This is a genomic window from Microbulbifer sp. CAU 1566 (assembly GCF_023156515.1).
Taxonomy (GTDB): domain Bacteria; phylum Pseudomonadota; class Gammaproteobacteria; order Pseudomonadales; family Cellvibrionaceae; genus Microbulbifer.
This window is the reverse complement of the sequence record NZ_JALNMG010000010.1, coordinates 25949-46221: the sequence shown is the minus strand read 5'-3', so window position 1 is coordinate 46221 and position 20273 is coordinate 25949. Positions and strand designations below refer to the sequence as shown.

The window sequence follows — 20273 nt, the reverse complement described above, 5'->3', positions numbered from 1 at the left end:
CGAACCGCCTCCCGGCGGAATTCCTCCGTATATGCCGCAACCTTCTTCTTACTCATGATGCACCTCCGTGTTAGGCCGAAACCTAACTATACAGGGTGTCTACTTTTTGTGGGTAACTCGGACGCATAACGCCCGCAACAGGGGCGGCCAACGCTATGCACATTTTGTGCGAAGTTGGGAGCGTAGCGACCCGCACAAAATGTGCATAGCGTTGGGCGTCCCGCGGAGGGCCGAAGGCTCGGAGCATTCTGCTTGCGTTTGTTATGTGTATTTTCTGCCAATTTTGGCCAACTCCTCAAGAACTAGAGGCTTAATACTTGAATTTACTTGTTCATCAATTTCAAATGCTTCACTTAATTTTTTATGAAGACTCAATAACTCTTCCTTCTCACAGCGCAAGCGCCACATATCAGCTTTTACTGGCGCCGAAGCTATTTGGGACTTTAGGAGATACGAAATTTTTACATGCTTCTCCAAAATAAGCGCTGTCATTTGGGAAATATAGAACTCAATCAATTTGGTACTCGCCATCTAAATATTCACTTCAAGTCGAGCAACGATAACCCCGGACTGAAGACACATAACGCCCAGCGCAGGCGCAGCCAGCGCGGAGCTCCTTTTGTGTTAATGTTTGAGCGACAGCGAGTAACACAAAAGGTGCGTAGCGTTGGCTGTCGCTCTGCCGCTGTTTGTTATGTGCTACGGGCTACCGGCCTGGCTGCCACTCTGGGTGCGCGTGAATATGCTCACCGTATTCCAACCAAGAAACCTCATGAGATTTCCAGATACCAAACTCGGCTTTAACCCCAGGATCATCATCTAAAGTAGCCACACGAAGAACGTAATTTGGACTACCTTCTTTCTCAGCGATTAGCTGAGATCCGCAATTTGAGCAAAAGTACCGAACTTTTCCAGGCGAAGATTCATAACCTGATATTTTATCCTCACCCTTTGCCCACTTAAAATTCTTCTTTGAAACTGCAGCAGCTGTATTAAATGCAGCTGAATGCGCTTTTCTACAGGTTTTGCAGGAGCAGTGTTGAATTGGGCTTTCTAGCTTTTCTATTTGATACTGAACCTGACCACACAAACAGCTTCCTTTCATACGAATAATGTTCCTTCAGTGCTCTGGCACATAACGCCCAGCGCAGGCGTAGCCAGCGCGGAGCGCATTTTGTGTTAATGTTTGAGCGCCAGCGAGTAACACAAAAGGTGCGTAGCGTTGGCTGTCGCTCTGCCGCTGCTTGTTATGGATTGCGGGCCTCGCGTTGATCCAATAGGAATGATGCATAGGCTGCTCTAGCTTCACCATTGACCTTTTTCCCGTGCTGGTTGCACCATTCTGCAAGGTCTTTAGCTTTTACTGAGACCTTTTTAACCGACATACCCTTCTCTCTTAGAGAGGTGATTGTCTCATGTGCATTTTTCTTCCAACTCTCATAATCATCATCTAGTTTCTCAGGATCTACAGATAGGGATCTCATTTTCTCCCACTCATCTTTCTGATACCAACAAACACCAATATTCATTTTCTAGAACTTATTAAGTTGAAATACTTAAGATCCATAACAGTTTATTCAAAAGCCCGGGTCATATATCACGCTGCCACATATCCAAGTTGGCATCATTGTTTATGTTTTACAGAAAAACCCAGTTAATTCAGCAGGTTATATCACAATAAACTCTTTGGGTAGCGTAAATATATGGCAGCCGTGCTATATATCTTTCTCAGGTGGCCTGACGCGCCAGAAATTAATCTTTTAAAAATCAATCAGTTAGCACCTTAATCCTATCGACGTGAGCTGAAGCTATTGATCTACGCCTTGACACCGGGGACGCCTCAAAAATACTGTATGTATGCACAGTTAAAAGCGAGAACATGACAATGGATGATGTGCGCCACACGATACCAGACACACCCGTGCGATTTATGGACCAACTGCGGTTCCACATTCGCCAGAAGGGTCTTTCCTATCGTACCGAGCAGACTTATGTTCACTGGATAAAGCGGTTTATCCATTTCCATAAACTGACGCACCCCAAGGACATGGGTAGATCTGAAGTTCAGGCGTTCCTGACGCATATTTCTGTCAATAGACGCTGCTCGGTAAACACCCAGCGAGTTGCGCTCAATGCGCTTGTTTACCTGTATAGGCAGTTTTTTGGGCTAGACACAGCGGACCTGGATTTCAAGACGGCAAGACAGCCTCGTCGGCTACCGGTAGTGTATAGCCGGGACGAAGTTGCCAGGATTCTCGCTCAGTTAGACGGCACCTATCGACTACAAGTCGCGCTAATGTACGGTAGCGGTTTGCGTATTGCCGAATTACTTTCCCTCAGGGTGAAAGATATTGATTTTGACAGCAACAATATTGTGGTGCGGAGCGGGAAAGGTAATAAAGATCGAACAACCCTGCTGCCGCAAGATCTGAAGGAGGAGCTAAAACTACAAGTTCGTAAAGTACTGAAGCTCCACCAAAGAGATATTGAAGACGGTTTTGGCGAAGTCTATTTGCCTGATGCACTTGAGCGAAAATATCCGAAGGGGGGCCGACAGGCGGCCTGGCAGTACCTGTTTCCTGCGGGAGGATTTAGCAAAGACCCGAGGAGCGGTGTGGAACGCAGGCATCATATGCATCCATCCACCGTTTCCCGGCATATTCGTGAGGCGGTAAAGTTGGCCAAGGTACTGAAACCGGCGAAGGCGCACGCCTTCCGACACAGCTTTGCAACCCACTTATTAGAGGCAGGATACGACCTTCGCACCATTCAAGAGCTACTCGGGCACTCAGATATCAGTATCACTGAGATATACACCCACGTGGTGAACCGGGGTAACAAGGGGGTGCTCAGCCCCATGGACCGACTCATACCCGGTACCCAGATAAATGAGCCTACGCCCAGATACCTCTTTGCCGCCTGAGATATCGGAACAGGCGGACATAAAAAAACCCCGCATAAGCGGGGTTTTTTATAGGTTTGGCTGGAAGGCCGGCTTACATCATGCCGCCCATACCACCCATACCGCCCATGCCGCCCATATCAGGCATTGCAGGCTTGTCTTCCGGGATGTCAGCAACCATGGCTTCGGTGGTGATCATCAGGCCGGCGATAGAGGCAGCCGCTTGCAGTGCAGAGCGGGTTACCTTGGCCGGGTCGAGGATACCCATTTCCAGCATGTCGCCGTATACACCGGTACCAGCGTTGTAGCCGAAGTTGCCTTCGCCCTGCTTAACTTTATCAACTACGACGGAAGCTTCGTCACCAGCATTGGTTACGATCTGACGCAGCGGCATTTCCATAGCGCGCAGTGCAGCAGCGATACCGTGGTTCTGGTCTTCGTTGTCGCCTTGAACAGAGATCGCCTGGATAGCGCGAACCAGAGCGGTACCACCGCCAGGAACAACACCCTCTTCTACTGCAGCGCGGGTTGCGTGCAGGGCGTCTTCAACGCGGGCTTTCTTCTCTTTCATTTCGACTTCGGTGGCAGCGCCAACCTTGATCACCGCAACGCCGCCAGCCAGTTTGGCTACGCGCTCTTGCAGCTTCTCTTTGTCGTAATCGGAAGAAGATTCTTCGATCTGGGCACGAATTTGCTTCACACGCGCTTCGATGTCGCCAACATTGCCGGCGCCGTCAACGATCACGGTGTTTTCTTTGGACAGGGTTACGCGCTTGGCGGTGCCCAGGTGCTCCAGAGTGGCGCTTTCCAGCTCCAGACCAACTTCTTCAGAAATCACGGTGCCGCCAGTCAGGATGGCAATGTCTTGCAGCATGGCTTTGCGACGGTCGCCGAAGCCCGGTGCTTTCACCGCTGCAACTTTAACGATACCGCGCATGCTGTTTACAACCAGAGTCGCCAGCGCTTCGCCTTCTACGTCTTCGGCGATGATCAGCAGCGGCTTGGAAGCCTTGGCTACTTGCTCCAGCAGCGGCAGCAGGTCGCGGATGTTGGAGATTTTCTTGTCAACCAGCAGGATGAACGGGCTGTCCAGCTCGGCAGTCATGTTTTCCTGGTTGGTGATGAAGTAAGGAGACAGGTAGCCGCGGTCGAACTGCATACCTTCTACCACGTCCAGCTCGTTCTCGAGACCGGAGCCTTCTTCAACGGTGATTACACCTTCTTTGCCCACTTTTTCCATCGCTTCCGCGATGATGGTGCCCACGTGCTCGTCGCTGTTGGCGGAGATGGTACCTACCTGAGCGATGGACTTGCTGTCTTCACAGGGAGTGGCCAGGCTGGCGATGTGCTCAACGGCTGCCGCAACGGCTTTGTCGATACCGCGCTTCAGGTCCATCGGGTTGAAGCCTGCAGCTACGGACTTGAGGCCTTCGGTCACGATGGCTTGGGCCAGTACGGTAGCGGTAGTGGTGCCGTCACCAGCGGTGTCGGAGGCTTTGGAAGCAACTTCCTTCACCATCTGCGCGCCCATGTTTTCGAACTTGTCTTTCAGTTCGATTTCTTTGGCTACGGATACACCGTCTTTGGTTACGGTAGGAGCGCCGAAGGACTTGTCCAGTACCACGTTGCGGCCTTTCGGGCCCAGGGTGGTTTTTACGGCGTCAGCCAGGATGTTTACGCCGTTCAGCATTTTCTGGCGAGCGTCATCACCAAATTTAACGTCTTTTGCTGCCATGGTCTTAATTCCTCAATTCTGTTCGTGGTTTTCCGGTACCGGGGCTATTAACCGAGTCTTAGCCTTCCAGTACGCCGTAGATGTCGCCTTCGCTCATGATGATCAGCTCTTCGCCGTCCACCTTGAGGGTGTTGCTGTCGGCATAACGGCCGAATACTACGGTGTCACCCACTTTTACAGACAGAGCGCGCACGTCGCCGTTATCCAGCAGCTTGCCTTCGCCTACTGCGACCACTTCGCCCTGGTTCGGCTTTTCTTTCGCGGCACCCGGCAGCACGATACCACCGGCAGATTTGGCTTCTTCTTCCTTACGGCGTACGACGACGCGATCGTGCAAAGGACGAATTTTCATGGATTTGCTCTCCATTGAGTTATTTAGGGTTGCAATGTCAAGTGCCCTGGGCACGTTTGGCCCCGGGCAGGTCCGCCCCCTTTGGGGTGCAGGACAAAAACTTGGGGTGGAGCCTATCTGAGGGCTGGGAGGAGGATTTCAACAGTGGCAGAGAAAAAAAATGACGGGGCCCGGAAATCCGGGCAAAACACAGGAAATGCGCGCAATTTTTGACCAGATCTAGCGAGATTCACCCCGGTCATTGTGATCTTTGCCCTGATCTTCTCGCTGATCTTCTCGCTGATCTTCTCGCTGATCTTCTCGCTGGTCTTCTCGTTGGTCTTCTCGTTGGTCTTCCCGCCGATAGTCCCCCTCGATCACATCGTGAGAACCCTGCCCTCTCGGCCCATTGCCGGCGCCCGGGCCTGGCCGGGAGTATGGACCGTAGCTGCTGCTCTGAACGACCACGATTCGACTGAGCAACTTGCCCAGTACCAGCTGCCGCAATCCAGGCACCAGGCAGGCGAAGCCGATCGCATCGGTAATAAAACCCGGGGTCAGCAATAAAGCCCCGCCCACCGCCAGGAAAATCCCCTCCGCCATTTCCCGTGCGGGCATCTCCCCCGCCTGCATCTTCTGCTGGGCGCGCATAACCGTGGAAATTCCCTGATGGCGCAATAAAGCCAGGCCCACCACCGCCGTCAGTAACACCAGGCCGATGGTAGGCAGTGCCCCTATCTCCTGGCCGACGCTGATCAGCACCCACATTTCCAGAATCGGCATCACAATAAACAGGATCAACAATGGACGCATGGGGCTCTCCGCGGCTGGGAACAAGTCAGGTTCCTGTGGCACAGGCGAACTTGGGCTTTTCCGATATGCTTAAGGGTCTAGTAGTCGACTTTCCTGGGGCGGGAATGACCGTCATCAGGATACAGGCTCGCAGTTTAGCCACTGACCCTTGTGACGCGCAAATCGCCTCCAGCGACTATGGAGTCCACCATGGAAAGCGAAAGTAATCCAATGGCCCCAACGATCGACCGCCGCCGCCATTTTCTCGATGAGCTGCTCGCCCTGGCCGATATCCGGATTAACGGTGACCGGCCCTGGGACATGCAGCTTCACCGCAGTGCCGCACTGGATGAAATCGTTGCCAGGCACAGCCTCGGTCTCGGTGAGACCTATATGCGCGGCGACTGGAGCAGTCCAGCGCTGGACCAGTTTTTCCACAAGCTCCTGCGCGCCGACCTGCACAGAAAAGCCAAGCCGTTCCGCAATTTGTGGCGAATCGCCCGCGCCTATCTGGTCAATCTGCAAAGCCGCGGTCGCGCTTTCCAGGTCGGTGAGCGGCACTACGATCTCGGCAATGATTTCTACCAGGCAATGCTCGACAGCCGCATGACCTACAGCTGTGGCTACTGGCGGGAAGCGCAGAATCTGGAAGACGCGCAGACAGCCAAACTGGACCTGATCTGCCGGAAACTGGGGTTACAACCCGGCATGCGCCTGCTGGATATCGGTTGTGGCTGGGGCAGTCTCCTCGGGTATGCCGCGGAGAAATACGGCGTCGAATGTGTCGGGGTCAGCGTTTCACGGGAACAATGTCATTACATTGAGCAAACCTACGCCGAGCTCCCCATTGAGGTACACCTGCAGGACTACCGATCGCTCAACCGGCAATTTGACCGCGTTGCCAGCGTCGGTATGTTCGAGCATGTCGGTCGCAAGAATCATCGGGCCTTTATGCAGGTTGCCCGGCGCTGCCTGAACAAAGACGGGTTGCTGCTGTTACACACCATTGGCAAAAATCAGCGTTTTTCCACCACCGATGCCTGGATCGATAAATATATCTTCCCCAATGGCGACCTGCCCTCTTCCGGCCAGATCTGCGACAGCGCGGAAGACCTTTTTATTGAGGAGGATCTGCACAACTTTGGGAGTGACTACGACAAAACCCTGATGGCCTGGCACCGGAATTTTGAAGCCCGCTGGGACAACTTTGCAGATACCTTCGACCAGACGTTTTACCGCATGTGGCGCTATTACCTGCTGTCTTGCGCCGGCGCTTTTCGAGCGCGCCACATACAGCTCTGGCAGTGGATATTTTCCAACAAGCGGGAGGGTGGTGTGCCTCGCGTTGTCTAACGTTCAAAAACAAAAAAAGGCGAGCTGAAAGACTCGCCTTTTCCACTGACATCCAGTATGCATTTACATGCGTGCACCGCCATCAATCTCGATCACGCGACCGGTCAGGTAGTCATTTTCAACAATGAACGACACGGTGCTCGCAATTTCATCCGGCTCGCCGATACGACGCAGGGGCACCTGCTTGACCAGGCCTTCGAGAATTTCCGGTCGCATCTGCGCCACCATATCGGTACCGATGAAACCGGGCGCAATAGCTGCAACCCGCACCCCATAGCGTGCCAACTCTCTTGCCCAGGTGACGGTCATGGTGGCGACACCCGCTTTCGACGCGGAATAGTTGGTCTGCCCCATATTCCCCGCGCGGGACACGCTGGAAATATTGACAATCACACCCCCATTTCCGCTTTCCGCCATAATCGCGCCGGCAGCGCGGGTACAGAGAAAAACCCCGGTCAGGTTGACATCAATGACGGACTGCCACTGCGCCAGCGACATACGCTCGATCACTTTGCCATCTTTTACCTTGAGCAACATGCCATCGCGCATGATGCCGGCATTGTTCACCAGCACATCCAGTCCGCCAAAGTCCGCGGCGATGGCAGCAAAGCACTGATCAACCGCCGTCTCATCGGCGACATTGACCACATAGCTCCGCACCTCGACATCATGGGCCTGGCACGCCGCCACACTCTCATCCAGCCCCTGCTGGTTAACATCCAGCAACGCCAGGCGCGCACCGCGCTCTGCCAGATAAACCGCCATGGAACGGCCGAGCCCCTGCCCGGCGCCAGTAATGGCAATAATGCTATTTGCTACTTGCATGTGTACCTCAAAATTCAATCTTCATTGGCGATACGAGCCAATAAAAGCGTTACCCTTTACCAGGAATAGCCCACGCCAACGGTCATCTTGGTGTCTTCTTTTGCACTTTCGAGCGACGGGGTATTGTCGTACTGCCAAGCGTACTTCACTTCCATCAGAATGCCCTTCACCAGCGGTGTACGCACGCCAATTTCCGCATTGCTCTGGTAGTCCTCACTGCTATCCAGAGACTGCAGTAGCTCCTGGTTGTAATAAACTTCCGGACCCAGGTCGAACTTGTAACGGAAATCCCAGGCCGTACGACCCGCGGCATAGCGCTTGCCGGATTTATCATTCAGGCTCGGGTCAATAAAGTCTTCCCGCAGGCTGTTCACACCACCCTGAATGGAAAATGCAGATTTATCTGTATCAAAAAACAGAAAACCGAGACCGAGACCCATCGTTGAGCTGAGGTCAATGTTTCGCGCTTCTTCATGCAGGAAAGCGCTGTTACCCGCGGCAAACCATTTTTCGGCAAAGATCCAGCGCAGATCGTAGCTGAGCCGGTACTTCTCCAGGTTGGTCACATCCGCACTGTTCTGATTCTGGTACTGGGTACCGATCAGGTGATGGAAGTCACCATTGCGCACATCGAAATTGGCACTCACATCCCAGTCTTCACGCTCCCGGTTACCATCTTCGAAGACACCGGAAGCCGCCACGTTACCGCGAAAGATAATCGGGTCACCGACAAAATTGATATAGGGTTCCGCGTGATCGATCGCCGGGAAGTCCATCACCCAGCCCGAGCCTTCATCACAGTACAGTTCCCACTGCTGACGACGGTGGCCGGCCAGTGCACAGGGCTCCTCGCGGCCGGCAATCTTCAAGTCTTTATCGGTTTCCAGAGACAGGATTTTGCCTTTTTCTACGGTAATATCACCGAAGGTTTCGGACTTCCAGACCACATGGTCCCGCTCCACCACCACCAGCTCGCCGTGTACCCGGTCCCCGTTGGTCAGGCTGAGAACACCGGCATCAGCCAGCGGCGCAACCAATGCCACTACTGCGCACAGTGCGTTTCGGGCAGGAGGTGCGGTAAAGCAGAAAGAGGAAACAAGTCGGGATACAACAGAAAACACGAAACAACCTTTCGATAGCCTGGAGTTATTAAGTAAAAGTGCGCAATAAGACCAAAAAAAATGGAAATAGTGCAACTTCAGGGCCTGACAAGGCGCAGGAGACCGTAACAGGCGGCCATGATGCCACAAGTCGCATCTGCCTTGCACTGGCACAGGTCCCGTCTGGGCGGGTAGTCACCTATGGTGGACTGGCGGAATTGGCCGGGCTACCGCGAGCGGCAAGGCTGGTGGGCCAGACATTGCGCAAGCTGCCCAAAGACACCCGCCTGCCCTGGCACCGGGTGCTGAACGCACAGGGGCGAATTTCATTGCCGGAACCCGGCGCCCAACGGCAGATACGGCGGCTTGAATCTGAGGGTATTGTGCTGATTAAAGGAAGAGTGGATCTGGTTCACTATCGCTGGCCGCAGCCGGGAGAGCTCTGACAACCTCGACCAAGTAACCCCGCCAAAGCAGCCCCGACGAGTCCCCCGATAAACTGGAACAGTCGGAGCCCAACGGCGCCCCCCGACAATTTGCCGGCCAGGGCTTGAAAAGCATGATCAGGAAGTGGACGCAGCCCCCGCCTCCTCAGCCTCCTCCTTGCGGCTTCGCAACCACAGGTATACCGCCAGGATGATGGCTGGCAGTCCCAGTATCGCGGCATAGACAAAGAAGTGGGTGTATCCCTGCGCATCGACCACAACACCAGAAAAACCGGCCACAATTTTCCCCGGCAACTTCATGATTGAGCTGAACAAAGCGTACTGTGTAGCGGTATAGGACTGATTCACCAGGCTCGAGAGGTAGGCAATAAAGACCGAGTTCGCAAGGCCACCACTAATGTTGTCGGCGCTAATGACAAATGCCAACCACATTTTGTCGGGTCCTTGCTGCGCCATATAGGCAAACAGGAGGTTGGTGACCGTGAGCATGCAGGCCCCCAGGATCAGCGGGCGCATGATTCCGTAACGGACCACTAGCGCCCCGCCGAGAAAGGCGCCAGCGATGGTACAGAAGAAGCCAAATACCTTGGTAATCTGCGCGATATCGGTCTTGGAAAAGCCCAGATCCAGATAGAAAGGATTGGCCATGATCCCCATGACGATATCGCTCAGAAGGTAAATACTGACAAAAAACAGCAGCAGTATCGAAAAGCGGCCATTGCGCTGAAAAAATTCCAGGAAAGGACTGGCGACAGCGCGCACAAACCACTCTTTTACCCGGCTGTGTTGACCACTACCCAACACCTTCTCGACCCATTCGTGCTCGAACGTTTCGGCCTCCTCCTGCATCTTCCGGTGATCCGGCTCCTTGATGATGAATGTGGTAATAATGCCCACACACATGAATGCCGCCATGGTGGTATAGGAAACGTACCAGTTGAGCTGGTCGGCGATCACCAGGGCACCGGCACCGGAGATAAGCACGGCCACCCGATAGCCGAACACATAATTCGCCGCCATAGCTCCCTGGAATTCCTGCTCAACCGCTTCAATCCGGTAGGCATCCACCACCACATCTTGTGATGCGGAGAAAAATGCGACCGCCAGTGAAACAAGTGCCACTTGCAGGATCGCCAGCTGCGGATTCAGATTCGCCATCCCGTAAAGCCCAATCGCCAGGCCTATTTGAGAAACCAGCATCCAACTACGACGTTTACCCATCTTCCGGGTAAGCCAGGGGATCGGCACCGCATCGATAAAGGGAGCGATGACAAATTTGAACGCAAAAATGACCCCAACCCAGGCAAAAAAACCGATGGCGGTACGGCTGATACCGAAATCGCGCAGCCAGGCGGCAAGTGTGGAAAACACCAGGGCATAAGGCAGGCCGGAGGAAAACCCGAGGAAAAACATCGCCAACACCCGGGGCTTAAAGTACACCAGGAATGCTTCCAGCCAACCGACTTGTTGCTTCACCATCTAGAGCGATTCCTTATTGTCCGTTTTTGAGTGAGCGATTCTAAAAGAGCAGGACAGCAATGCCGCTTGTCAGCGGCCAAACTTCGCTTCCAGTGTTGCTTCCGCCAGTTTACTGCTGTTGATGAGAGCAATGACCTCTGCAACCGAGCTGTCATTGCCCAATGGCAATTGCTCGATATTGAGCGCATACACCTTGAACTGGTAGCGGTGGTCGCCGTGACCTTCCGGTGGGCAGGCACCACCGTATCCGGGACTGCCAAAGTCTGTGCGGCTCTGCGTAGCCTCGGGAATCAGGCCGGCCTTGAGTTCCCCGGCACCCTCGGGCAAATCAGTAACACCCGCTGGAATGTTGAATACAATCCAGTGCCACCAGCCGCCCTCTTTGGGCGCATCCGGGTCATGCATCACCAGCGCATAACTTCGGGTTCCTTCCGGTGCCCCCCGCCAGCTCAGTTGCGGCGAAATATTCTCACCGCCACAATCAGGGCCGGAGTAAAGCTGGGCCCGACGCAAGCGTTCGCCTTCGGCGATGGTCGTCGATGACAAGGTAAATTCACCTGCGACGACCAATTCCGAGCCCCCGAACAGCGCAATCATCATCAAGGCTTGCAAGAGTTTAGCAGTCCCATTACTGCGAATAAGCCCGCCTCTGAATCCGGATTTGGTACTACTGAACATAGAGATAAATCCCTGGTGCTAAATACGGAGGTAAAGCCGGAGATAAACCCTCGAAGTAAGCCCCCCCGGGCCGAGAGCGGTGCTCACCGCATAAGATCGCCAACGGTCGCCAGATCCATATTCCCGCCGGTCAGTACCAACACCACCCGCTTGTTTTTGAAGCGTGCCGGATGCGCCAGTACCGCCGCCAGGCTTACTGCGGCCGAAGGTTCCACCAGCTGCTTGGTACGACGCCAAATCAACTTCATCGCCGCCAGGATATCCGCCTCGGAAACCGTCACCACATCGTTTATGGTTCTGCGAATCAGGACAAAGTTCCGCAGCCCCAGAGTGGTACGCAGGCCATCGGCCATGGTATCCGGGCTCTGCTCCGTGACCCGCTGCCCGCTGCGAAACGAACGCTGGGCGTCATCTGCCCCCGCTGGTTCCGCACCCAGTACTTTGACTTCCGGCGCCAGCGCAGAAATAGCCAGGCCTACCCCCGCCAGCAGCCCGCCGCCGCCCACTGGCGCCACGACCAGATCCGGCGTAAAACACTGCTCCCGGCACTGCCCGATGATTTCCTGCGCTACCGTTCCCTGGCCAGCGATAATACGGCGGTCGTCGAACGGAGGTACCACGTGGGCCCCCGTGCGCGCCACTACATCGGCCAGGGTGCTTTCCCGCGCTTCCAGTGTCGGCGCACAATAAATGATCTCCGCACCATAAGCCGCGACGGCCTCGCGCTTCGCGAGCGGGGCATTGTCCGGCATAACGACCGTACACTTCATCCCTCGCTCCGCCGCAGCCCAAGCTAGCGCCGCGCCATGATTACCTGAACTATGGGTCGCGACCAGCGCAGTGCCCGCCGGTAAAAGCGCAACCGCATTGGCAGCCCCGCGCGCCTTAAAGGCGCCTACTTTTTGCAGGTGCTCACATTTAAAAAAGATTTCCGCGCCGGCCGCCGCATTAATAGCGCGACTGGTCATCAGGGGCGTACGATGTATTATCCCCGTCAGCCGCTGCGCAGCGGCAAACACTTCCGCCGCTTCGGGAATATCGGCCACGATAGAAGTATTCGTGTCGGCATCGAAAGCTGGAATCTCTGACATCAATCAATACCACTCTCAGCTAACAAAAATCACGTAAAGCGCAATCACCGTCAGCCACATCAGTAGCGCCCGGGATAACAGGCTTTGCAGCGCTTCCAGTTCCGCGCCACAGAGTCGCTGCCCCTCACTGACCGCCACTCCGGCGCTGCACTCACTACTTTCAATTCCGCCCAACGCGCCTTCGAGATAGTATTCGAGCACGTCCGCCGAACCGCTCTCTTTACAGGTCAGGTGCTCCCGCCAGGCCCGGTAGCAACCGGCAAAATTGCCCACGATCGCCAGCGTAAAGCCCAGTACCCGCACCGGAAGCCACTCAAGTAACCACAGCCACTTTTGTGCCAGCTGGCCATCAACCCCGACGCCGGCCACAGCCTCATCCGGTTCCGCTGGGGACGGTGCAGCGGTTGTGTCCACATAGAGCTGACTCACCCGGTACAACACGGCCCCGGGAACACCCAGTAGCAGGAACCAGAACAACACCGCAAACAGCCGCTCGAAGGCCCGGTAGGCTGCGGCGCGAAACACAATCCGGTGCAGCGACTGAGCGTCGCTGGGCGCCTCTTTCTGCACCCCTTTCAACAGGGGCTCCGCTTCGATATACGCGCCTTCCAGATCATTCCGGTACCAGGCACGCAGATAGCTGGAAAGTGCATCGTTGAAGTTACCGCGACCAAAGCTATACAGCAGCAGTGGCACACTCACCAGTAACACCCCCAGACCACCGAGCATGGATTCAGCAAACGCCAAAACGACCGCCGCCAGTAATACAGGCAGAAGGACGACAATACCGAACTCAAGTCCCTGCTTTTGGGCAAAGGTCTGCTGCCGCGCCACCGCTTGTCGCCAGCGCAAAAACCAGCCATCCCGATGGAGTGGGCCTCCAGAGCCCCAGATCTGCACCAGCCCCAATGCAAACAGCACAATCAAAAGCGCCATAGCACTCCCCAAATGTAGTTTTAATTTTCAAATAAACACAGGCAAACGCAGGTTTCGCCCTAATGCCTCACCGGACGCTCAAACCGCAGGTCTCAGACAAGTGGCGTATCGCCCGTCAACTGATCCAACTGCTCAAAATACAACGTCCAGTCAAATCCAGGCCCCGGATCCAGCTTGCGGCCCGGGGCAATTTCCGAGTGACCAGTAATGCGCGACTTATCGATGGTCGGGTAGGCTTCCATGATCGCGATCGACACCTCCGCCAGTGACGCATACTGCGCGGGTGTATAAATATCGGTGTCCAAGCCCTCCAGCTCGATACCGATGGAGAAATCATTGCAGTTTTCCCGGCCACAAAACGTCGATTGCCCCGCATGCCAGGCGCGATCATCAAACGGGACATATTGCGTGACCCGTCCATTGCGATCGATCAACAGATGCGCAGAAACCTGCAGGGTGCCAATTTCCGAGAAATAAGGATGCGCATCTATATCCAGATGGCCGAGGAAAAACTCATCGATGTAGGAGCCGCCGTACTGTCCCGGCGGCAAGCTGATACTGTGAATTACCAACAGGTCTATTTCTGCATTGTCCGGGCGACTATTGCAGTGCGGACTCGGCACCCGGCGAACACCGGACAACCAACCTGACTGGACCTGATATTTCACAAACGCGACTCCGCTGAGCTAAAGCAGAGGGTTATTCTATGGAAGCGACGAAGTAACTGCCAATAGCTGACACCCATTCCCGGCAACAAGGTGGGTATTCCCAAGCTTAGCTGAGAAAAACGAACAAAAATCAAACAAAAAAACCGGGGAAGCCCCGGTTCTTTCGTGAATCGATCCCTTGCACCGTACTTTGCAAGCGAAGTCGCCGCACGCTGCGCTAACTAGCCCTGCGAGTATCACACGGTAATGGCTATTTTACTCTCGCCGAAATTGCCCACCACATACTCGAGCGCTCGCTCAAACAGTGGTCCCTGCTCCAGCGGCAACAACTCTTCACTGCGCAGCGCGTGGGCCAGTTCCAGCCGGGAGTAGACGCCAACCTTGGCCCCCTGGCGATTAACAAACATGAACTGATCCAGGTCGCTGATGATCGCCGCAAGTCGACAGCGCACCGGTAACTTTTCCGGATGACGCAGCAAAAACCAGCTGTCTTTCAGGTGGTACGTCTGCTGCCAGTGGCTGTCTCCCTGAGGTAGTGGCTGCAGTTTCTCTGGCTTCGGCACCACGGCGGCGGTTACCACCTGTTGAATTTGCTCCACTTCGGGCAGCGCAGGCTGTGAGGCATACAGCTCGCGAGACTCATCTGCTGCTGTATCAACAACGTCGGTATCAACAGCCCCGGTATCAACAACCTCGGTCACAGGTGCGGCGGTTGCAGCCACTTCCGCCTCGGGAATCGCCAGGACACTGTCCGCCTCCCGTCGCAACTCCTGAACCAGACGCTCACGAGTGCGACGCTCGCGTTCACACTCCACCCGTTCTCCGAGCCTCTGCCGCTCACGGTACAACACTTCCAATCCACCCAGTAGGCGCTGGCAGTCACCGTTACTCAAAGACAGGGATTGCGCCCCCTCTTCCAGTCGTTTTTTCAGTACCGGAAGCAGGCGCTGCATTTTGACGCTGCTTTCGGGCATAGGAGCCACCACGCTCCAGATCAGATCCCGTGCGGTCAGCACGTGTTGGCGCCAGACGCCGCTGTCAGTCCCCTCTTTCAGGCAGGTCCTGAAAAGCACGCTGCTCCACACGCGGTTCAACCACTCGTACACAATTTTTGGCAACTTCCGCTCAGCGGTAAGCGCATCAAATACCGCGGCTACCCGTGCCTTCGCCGCTTCCACGCGCGCAGTGCCCTGCGCCTCATCAATGGTCCGCCGCTCCATCACCGCGGCACGCTTGCGCTCCCGTACGGAGAATTCCCGGAACGTTTCCAGCAGGCGCACAAATACCGATTCGTCTTCATTGTATTCCGCAAGCACACCTTCAACGATGGTGCAGACTTCACGATACAGCGGATCGTTCAGGAAATTTTCCCCGGGCTGCCAGCCGATGGCCGCATCGGCCAGTTCATTCAGCAATCGCCGCGCTGGGTGCCCGCCCTTGCTGAAAAAGGCTTTGTCTGCCACCGCCAATTTCAACATCGGCAACTGCAATCGGATCAACTGTACCTTGATGGGCTCAGCCAGGTTGCGGTCTTCCAGCATGAAGGAAAACAGCATATCCACCAGCCGAATGACTTCACTGTCCAGCTCGTGCAGTGAAGCGCTCTGCTTGGCCGCAACCAGGCGCTCTTCCAGCATGCTGGACACATCAACCAGTTGCCCGGTTACCCCCGATTGGGCAGGCAGCGCCATTTGTAGCTGTCCCAGGTGTTGCAACAGGGTTGGCGTGGCCATTGGGGCAACCCCCATACCCGCGGGCATCAGCCCCGGTGCAAAGTGGCCGCCGGTGGTACCGCGATCCAATGGGTTACCAGTCAATCCGCTGCCTGCAAACCCCGACATGGCTCCGGCAAACCCCATACCCGCCTGAGGTGGCACCGCGGCCGAGGTCGCTGGGGTTGCAGAGGTCGCTGAGATCATAGGCGCGAACGGAGTATCGGAGCCGGCCAGCGACTCTTCGCCCGGCGCGCCAGACGGTGTACCTGGCACGCGACCAGCAGCCTGAATGGGCGAATTATTGCGGCCCTTGTGGTGGCGCAGTGGGTCCTCAATGGTCGGCAGCACACCCTGCTCAATCAGGAGGGCGTTGCACGCCTCATACAACTCACCCAGCCGGCCCACCAGGTGCTGTTCAAATTTCTTGAACACCGTCATGCGTACCCGCAGTGACACGTCCAGATCCGCCAGCACCTCAGCAAAGGCCGCGCACACGGTGCCCGGTCCGAGCGGCAGGTTTTCATCGTAAATTTTGTGCGGCAGCAGGGTATCCAGGCGCAAAGAAAGCGCGGCAATGGCTTCCGCATGATCCCGTTTGACATTGGAGATCATGGTGCGGATAACCACCTGCTGCTCCAGCTCATCATTATTGAGCAACGACAGGCTTTTCAGCGACGCGGGTGACTGGGTTGGATCTTCACCGGGGGCATCATTGCGCGGGGTGTGAAATCGGTCTTCAACGCCATCGCAAAAACCGTCGATCAAATCGCCAAGCTCAACCCGCAGTACTCGAATTGCCTGAAAAAGGCGATCCTGTTCCTCTTGCTGGTGTGCCTTTTCGGCCATAGCAAACAGTGAGTCATCGACTTGCGCAAAAACCTCTTGAGCGCGCGACTCCAGCCATTGTGCAGTTTTCTGATTAACAAGACTTACGGTCTTGGAAAGCTGCCGGGGCATGCTATTTCGGCTATCCGCTCGAAACCTGGTGCCGGTACTTGGGCCTGACTCACCGCCACCGCCAGTGATGACAAATAATTCGTTATTCTTTCTATCCATATCGTCCATGCTCACTCGAATATGCCCTCCTGGCAGCAGCTCAGAGTGCACCTATTGCAGAGTCAGCCCCTCTTAATCTCAATACTCCGCAACAAAGTACTTTCTTGGTTTGCTGAAATTTGGCGTTCGCCTATCACCACAACAACCTCTACCCACCACTGCAAATCCATCAGCAACTGGCACTCGAACGTATACATCGGGAAATTCAGGCGCCATTTGGCAGGTAAGCCCAATAGAATTGGAACTATTTCTCAATATCCTGCAAACCTAAGCGACACGCAAGTGCCAAATAGGGCCAATTTTCGTGTTTTTCCTTGAAAATAGCAGGGATTTAACAGCAAGACAGGAGAGTCATGGTAGGAAATGTGGCGGCCAAAGGAAAAGGCCGCCAGCGGTGGTCTGAGCGCAAGGTTTTGCTACAAAATCATGACACTGTGCAATTCGTCATCCGCCGGTTGCACAGCGTTTATTTCATTTCACCCCGGGACTTGCGCACGGTACCGATTACAGACTGCAGCGCCCGCTCGAACAACATGCCGTCGTCCAGAGGCATCAACTGGGCATTGCGCAAGGCGTGTGCCAGCTCCAGGCGGGTAAATTCTGCCACCTTGGCACCATTGCGATTAACAAAAATAAATTGATCAATATCCTTGATCACCGCCGCCAGGCGACAGCGGAACTGCTCTTCATCGCCGCGCTTGAGTTCAAACCAGCTGCCCTGAGCCAGCCGGTAAGTCTGCTGCCAGTAAGAGTCGGACTCTGGCATGGCTTCAATACCGGCTTTCTCCTCAGCGTGAAGCTCTGCCGCTGCAACCACCTGTTCCAGCTCTTCCATTTGTGGAAGCTCGACGACCGGCTCAACGACTTCAGGGGCTGCCACAGCAGCAACCTCCGGCGCCTCCTCTACAGGCGTCGCCAACGGGGTGTGCGTTTCGGCTTCTTTGCGCGCCTGCTCAAGGGCTTTCTGACTGCGCTCCTCGGCGATACGCTGCGCCAACGCGAAGCGCTCCCGGTAAACCTCTTTCAGGCCAGTGAACATGCGTCGCGCATCAAAGGTATTCAGGGAAACCGCTTCGACGCCCGCTTTCAGGCGCTCCTGCAGGGTCGGCAACAGACCCAGCAACTGTTTGCGACTGTCCGGCATGGGCGCATGTACACTCCAGACCAGGTCGCGCGCGGTGCGTACATCGCGGCTCCAGCTCTCGCTGTCGGTACCTTCTTTGATACAGGTCAGGAACAGCATGTTGGCCCAGACTTTTTCCAACCACTCCGATACGACTGGCGGCAAATCCCGCTCGGCCATCAGGGCGTCCATCACCGCGGCCACGCGTGCGCGCGCTGCCTGGGTTTTCGCCTTGCCGTCGGCCTCGTCGACGATGCGCTGCTCAAGTCGCTCCGCGCGCTTGCGCTCCCGCTGGATAAATTCGCGGAAGGATTCCAGTAACAGGGAAAAAATATTGATATCGCGGTCGAACTCGGCCAATACCCGGGCCACCACTTCGCTGATTTTTTTGAACAGCGGATCGGATTCGTAATTGTCTTTTGCCTGCCAACCGGTGCTGGCGTCCGCCAGTTCATTCAGCAGTTTGCGCGCGGGGTGTCCCCCCTTGCTGAAAAACGAGCGATCGCCAATCGCCACCTTCAGCAGGGGCAATTGCAGGCGTCCCAGCTGGGACTTGATCGGCTCAGCAAGATTGCGATCTTCCAGAATAAAGGAGAACAGCATTTCCACCAGCTTGATGACGTCGCTATCCATCTTCGCCAGCGCCGCTGATTGACGCACCTCCACGAGGCGCTCCTGCAGCAGGCTGTTCACATTCAACAGCTGGATTTCACCATCCGTGTAACCCTGGGGCACATGAGACTGCAGCGCACCCAGGTGAGAAAGCAGGTCCTGTGCGCCCATTGGCGCAACCCCGGAGCCCAGTGGCACCAGGCCATGGCCGCCGGAAACGCCGGCCGCGTGACCGGCACCGACGTGTCCTTCGACGTACTGCCCAGCGGTCGGGCTGGTGGTACTTTGATACTGACCCTGCCCGGGTACGCCCCCGGACAGCGGACGCGAGGCCGGCGCTACCGGGCGCTGACGTGCCGCTCGGCGCTGTTGTTTCAGGGAAGGCAGCACGCCCTGCTCTACAAACAGGTCATTGCACTGCTCGTACAGCTTGCCAAGATTCACCATCACCAGCTGCTCAAATTTTTTCAGCAGGGTGAGGCGGGCGCGAATATGCAGATCCAGGCCACGAGACGCTTCGACAAATGCGTCGCAGATGCTGTCAGGACCCAGGGGGTTGTTCTTGTCGTAGATTTTTACGGAAAGCAGGGTATTCAGGCGCAGGGAAATTTCGGTCAGCGGCTCGGCAAAGTCGCGCTTGGCACTGGCAACCATGGTATCGATCGCCACCAGTTGCTCCAGGTCGTCGTTGTGCACCAGCGACAGGCTATCTGCCGAATAGGGATCATCCCCATCAATAGAGGACTCCCGTACGTGGAAAGCCTGGGCAACATTATCCGCAAACTGCTCCACCACTTTGCGCCGTTCTACACGCAACAGGCGCAGCGCCTGGAAGAGACCGTCCTGCTCATTCTGCCCATGCGCTTTTTCGGCCATGGCAAACAGGGAGTCATCCACTTTGGCAAACACCAACTTGGCCTGCTCTAGCAGCAGTGCCCGCGACCGGTCTCGCACCGCAACAACCGCTGCTGGCAGTTGAGAGCTTCGTTTCATCTCCCGCTGCTCACGCTGCGCACCTTGCATGGATACCACGTTGTTGGAATCTTTCATTGCCACATAGCCCTGGCCGGCGGCCTCGCGAGATCGCCGTATGATGCAACCGCAACGGCCCTGGGAAGCCGCCTGCGAACCTGATTGTATTTCTTTTATAAGTGCGCCTATATAGATATAGGTCGACCGCCGATTCTACGGACTTAGGCGCCAGTAGCACAACTGAGGCCGAAGTGGCACGGGCGTTTTTGCGACCATTGTCACAGGGATCTTCCACTGGACCCGAGAAAAATGCGCTGTCTTGCCTGATTGGCCCTGCCGAGAGGTGCCCACGGCCGCACAGAAAGCCGATTCCAGCTGACACACGCCATTGATTTGCTAGTATTGGCGCCCCTGATTGAGCTCCCCGCCCTCAACTACGCGAAAACTACGCGAGAGCTA

The 20273-nt window shown here is 55.6% G+C and carries 18 protein-coding genes; 3 read left to right on the top strand and 15 right to left on the bottom strand.

Annotated elements, in window-relative coordinates:
* Positions 1–261: 261 nt before the first annotated feature.
* From M0G74_RS18070 to M0G74_RS18060, 3 genes are all read right to left on the bottom strand, one after another.
* Positions 262–531, bottom strand: a complete 270-nt coding sequence (locus M0G74_RS18070; protein WP_248220173.1) for a hypothetical protein — start codon at positions 529–531, stop codon at positions 262–264.
* A gap of 175 nt (positions 532–706) precedes the next feature.
* A complete protein-coding gene (locus M0G74_RS18065; protein ID WP_248220172.1) occupies positions 707–1105 on the bottom strand; it encodes a GFA family protein in 399 nt (132 codons plus the stop codon).
* A gap of 142 nt (positions 1106–1247) precedes the next feature.
* Positions 1248–1529 carry a hypothetical protein gene (locus M0G74_RS18060; RefSeq protein ID WP_248220170.1) on the bottom strand — a complete coding sequence of 94 codons (282 nt, stop codon included), beginning with the start codon at positions 1527–1529 and terminating at the stop codon, positions 1248–1250.
* A gap of 350 nt (positions 1530–1879) precedes the next feature.
* Between M0G74_RS18060 and M0G74_RS18055 the strand changes: the two genes are divergently transcribed.
* The gene (locus tag M0G74_RS18055; RefSeq protein WP_282450333.1) at positions 1880–2923 is read left to right on the top strand and encodes an integron integrase; all 1044 of its coding nucleotides are present in this window, start codon (positions 1880–1882) and stop codon (positions 2921–2923) included.
* A 73-nt stretch (positions 2924–2996) separates the two neighbouring features.
* Here the strand turns inward: M0G74_RS18055 and groL are convergent, their stop codons facing one another.
* From groL to M0G74_RS18040, 3 genes are all read right to left on the bottom strand, one after another.
* Positions 2997–4637 (bottom strand): chaperonin GroEL, encoded by a 1641-nt coding sequence (gene groL / locus M0G74_RS18050; RefSeq protein ID WP_160153102.1) that lies wholly within the window; start codon positions 4635–4637, stop codon positions 2997–2999.
* Positions 4638–4695: 58 nt separating this feature from the next.
* The gene (locus M0G74_RS18045) at positions 4696–4989 is read right to left on the bottom strand and encodes a co-chaperone GroES (protein WP_160153101.1); all 294 of its coding nucleotides are present in this window, start codon (positions 4987–4989) and stop codon (positions 4696–4698) included.
* 219 nt (positions 4990–5208) lie between these two features.
* Positions 5209–5781: an FxsA family protein gene (locus M0G74_RS18040; protein WP_248220168.1), complete on the bottom strand. Its 573-nt coding sequence runs from the start codon at positions 5779–5781 to the stop codon at positions 5209–5211.
* 189 nt (positions 5782–5970) lie between these two features.
* On the opposite strand from M0G74_RS18040, the gene cfa reads away from it, so the two are divergent.
* Positions 5971–7113 (top strand): cyclopropane fatty acyl phospholipid synthase, encoded by a 1143-nt coding sequence (gene cfa, locus M0G74_RS18035; protein WP_248220166.1) that lies wholly within the window; start codon positions 5971–5973, stop codon positions 7111–7113.
* 63 nt (positions 7114–7176) lie between these two features.
* On the opposite strand, the gene M0G74_RS18030 is transcribed toward cfa, so the two are convergent.
* Together M0G74_RS18030 and M0G74_RS18025 are read right to left on the bottom strand one after the other, a co-directional pair.
* Entirely contained in the window at positions 7177–7938 is a 762-nt protein-coding gene (locus M0G74_RS18030; protein ID WP_248220163.1) for an SDR family oxidoreductase, read from the bottom strand.
* Between the two features lie 56 nt (positions 7939–7994).
* Entirely contained in the window at positions 7995–8981 is a 987-nt protein-coding gene (locus M0G74_RS18025) for a DUF481 domain-containing protein (protein ID WP_248220162.1), read from the bottom strand.
* A gap of 116 nt (positions 8982–9097) precedes the next feature.
* Between M0G74_RS18025 and M0G74_RS18020 the strand changes: the two genes are divergently transcribed.
* Positions 9098–9484 (top strand): MGMT family protein, encoded by a 387-nt coding sequence (locus M0G74_RS18020; RefSeq protein WP_348983722.1) that lies wholly within the window; start codon positions 9098–9100, stop codon positions 9482–9484.
* Between the two features lie 117 nt (positions 9485–9601).
* Here the strand turns inward: M0G74_RS18020 and M0G74_RS18015 are convergent, their stop codons facing one another.
* The 7 genes from M0G74_RS18015 to M0G74_RS17985 all read right to left on the bottom strand — a co-directional run bounded on the left by M0G74_RS18015 (position 9602) and on the right by M0G74_RS17985 (position 19892).
* Complete coding sequence (locus tag M0G74_RS18015) at positions 9602–10963, bottom strand: MFS transporter (RefSeq protein ID WP_248220161.1); 1362 nt, start codon at positions 10961–10963, stop codon at positions 9602–9604.
* Between the two features lie 69 nt (positions 10964–11032).
* Entirely contained in the window at positions 11033–11563 is a 531-nt protein-coding gene (locus M0G74_RS18010; protein WP_248220158.1) for a YbhB/YbcL family Raf kinase inhibitor-like protein, read from the bottom strand.
* A gap of 161 nt (positions 11564–11724) precedes the next feature.
* Entirely contained in the window at positions 11725–12732 is a 1008-nt protein-coding gene (locus M0G74_RS18005; protein WP_248220157.1) for a threonine/serine dehydratase, read from the bottom strand.
* 15 nt (positions 12733–12747) lie between these two features.
* A complete protein-coding gene (gene ampE, locus M0G74_RS18000) occupies positions 12748–13668 on the bottom strand; it encodes a regulatory signaling modulator protein AmpE (protein WP_248220154.1) in 921 nt (306 codons plus the stop codon).
* Positions 13669–13760: 92 nt separating this feature from the next.
* Positions 13761–14336: a 1,6-anhydro-N-acetylmuramyl-L-alanine amidase AmpD gene (gene ampD / locus M0G74_RS17995; RefSeq protein WP_248220152.1), complete on the bottom strand. Its 576-nt coding sequence runs from the start codon at positions 14334–14336 to the stop codon at positions 13761–13763.
* A 236-nt stretch (positions 14337–14572) separates the two neighbouring features.
* The gene (locus tag M0G74_RS17990) at positions 14573–17008 is read right to left on the bottom strand and encodes a DUF1631 domain-containing protein (RefSeq protein ID WP_248220149.1); all 2436 of its coding nucleotides are present in this window, start codon (positions 17006–17008) and stop codon (positions 14573–14575) included.
* Positions 17009–17573: 565 nt separating this feature from the next.
* Positions 17574–19892, bottom strand: coding sequence for a DUF1631 domain-containing protein (locus tag M0G74_RS17985; RefSeq protein ID WP_248220148.1), 2319 nt, complete (start codon positions 19890–19892; stop codon positions 17574–17576).
* Positions 19893–20273: the final 381 nt, after the last annotated feature.

Excerpts from the sequence above, each read along its gene's own strand:
- M0G74_RS18070 (WP_248220173.1), bottom strand. The coding sequence starts at position 531 with ATGGCGAGTACCAAATTGATTGAGTTCTATATTTCCCAAATGACAGCG.
- M0G74_RS18065 (WP_248220172.1), bottom strand. The coding sequence starts at position 1,105 with ATGAAAGGAAGCTGTTTGTGTGGTCAGGTTCAGTATCAAATAGAAAAG.
- M0G74_RS18060 (WP_248220170.1), bottom strand. The coding sequence starts at position 1,529 with ATGAATATTGGTGTTTGTTGGTATCAGAAAGATGAGTGGGAGAAAATG.
- M0G74_RS18055 (WP_282450333.1), top strand. The coding sequence starts at position 1,880 with ATGACAATGGATGATGTGCGCCACACGATACCAGACACACCCGTGCGA.
- groL (WP_160153102.1), bottom strand. The coding sequence starts at position 4,637 with ATGGCAGCAAAAGACGTTAAATTTGGTGATGACGCTCGCCAGAAAATG.
- M0G74_RS18045 (WP_160153101.1), bottom strand. The coding sequence starts at position 4,989 with ATGAAAATTCGTCCTTTGCACGATCGCGTCGTCGTACGCCGTAAGGAA.
- M0G74_RS18040 (WP_248220168.1), bottom strand. The coding sequence starts at position 5,781 with ATGCGTCCATTGTTGATCCTGTTTATTGTGATGCCGATTCTGGAAATG.
- cfa (WP_248220166.1), top strand. The coding sequence starts at position 5,971 with ATGGAAAGCGAAAGTAATCCAATGGCCCCAACGATCGACCGCCGCCGC.
- M0G74_RS18030 (WP_248220163.1), bottom strand. The coding sequence starts at position 7,938 with ATGCAAGTAGCAAATAGCATTATTGCCATTACTGGCGCCGGGCAGGGG.
- M0G74_RS18015 (WP_248220161.1), bottom strand. The coding sequence starts at position 10,963 with ATGGTGAAGCAACAAGTCGGTTGGCTGGAAGCATTCCTGGTGTACTTT.
- M0G74_RS18010 (WP_248220158.1), bottom strand. The coding sequence starts at position 11,563 with ATGATGATTGCGCTGTTCGGGGGCTCGGAATTGGTCGTCGCAGGTGAA.
- M0G74_RS18005 (WP_248220157.1), bottom strand. The coding sequence starts at position 12,732 with ATGTCAGAGATTCCAGCTTTCGATGCCGACACGAATACTTCTATCGTG.
- ampE (WP_248220154.1), bottom strand. The coding sequence starts at position 13,668 with ATGGCGCTTTTGATTGTGCTGTTTGCATTGGGGCTGGTGCAGATCTGG.
- M0G74_RS17990 (WP_248220149.1), bottom strand. The coding sequence starts at position 17,008 with ATGCCCCGGCAGCTTTCCAAGACCGTAAGTCTTGTTAATCAGAAAACT.
- M0G74_RS17985 (WP_248220148.1), bottom strand. The coding sequence starts at position 19,892 with ATGAAAGATTCCAACAACGTGGTATCCATGCAAGGTGCGCAGCGTGAG.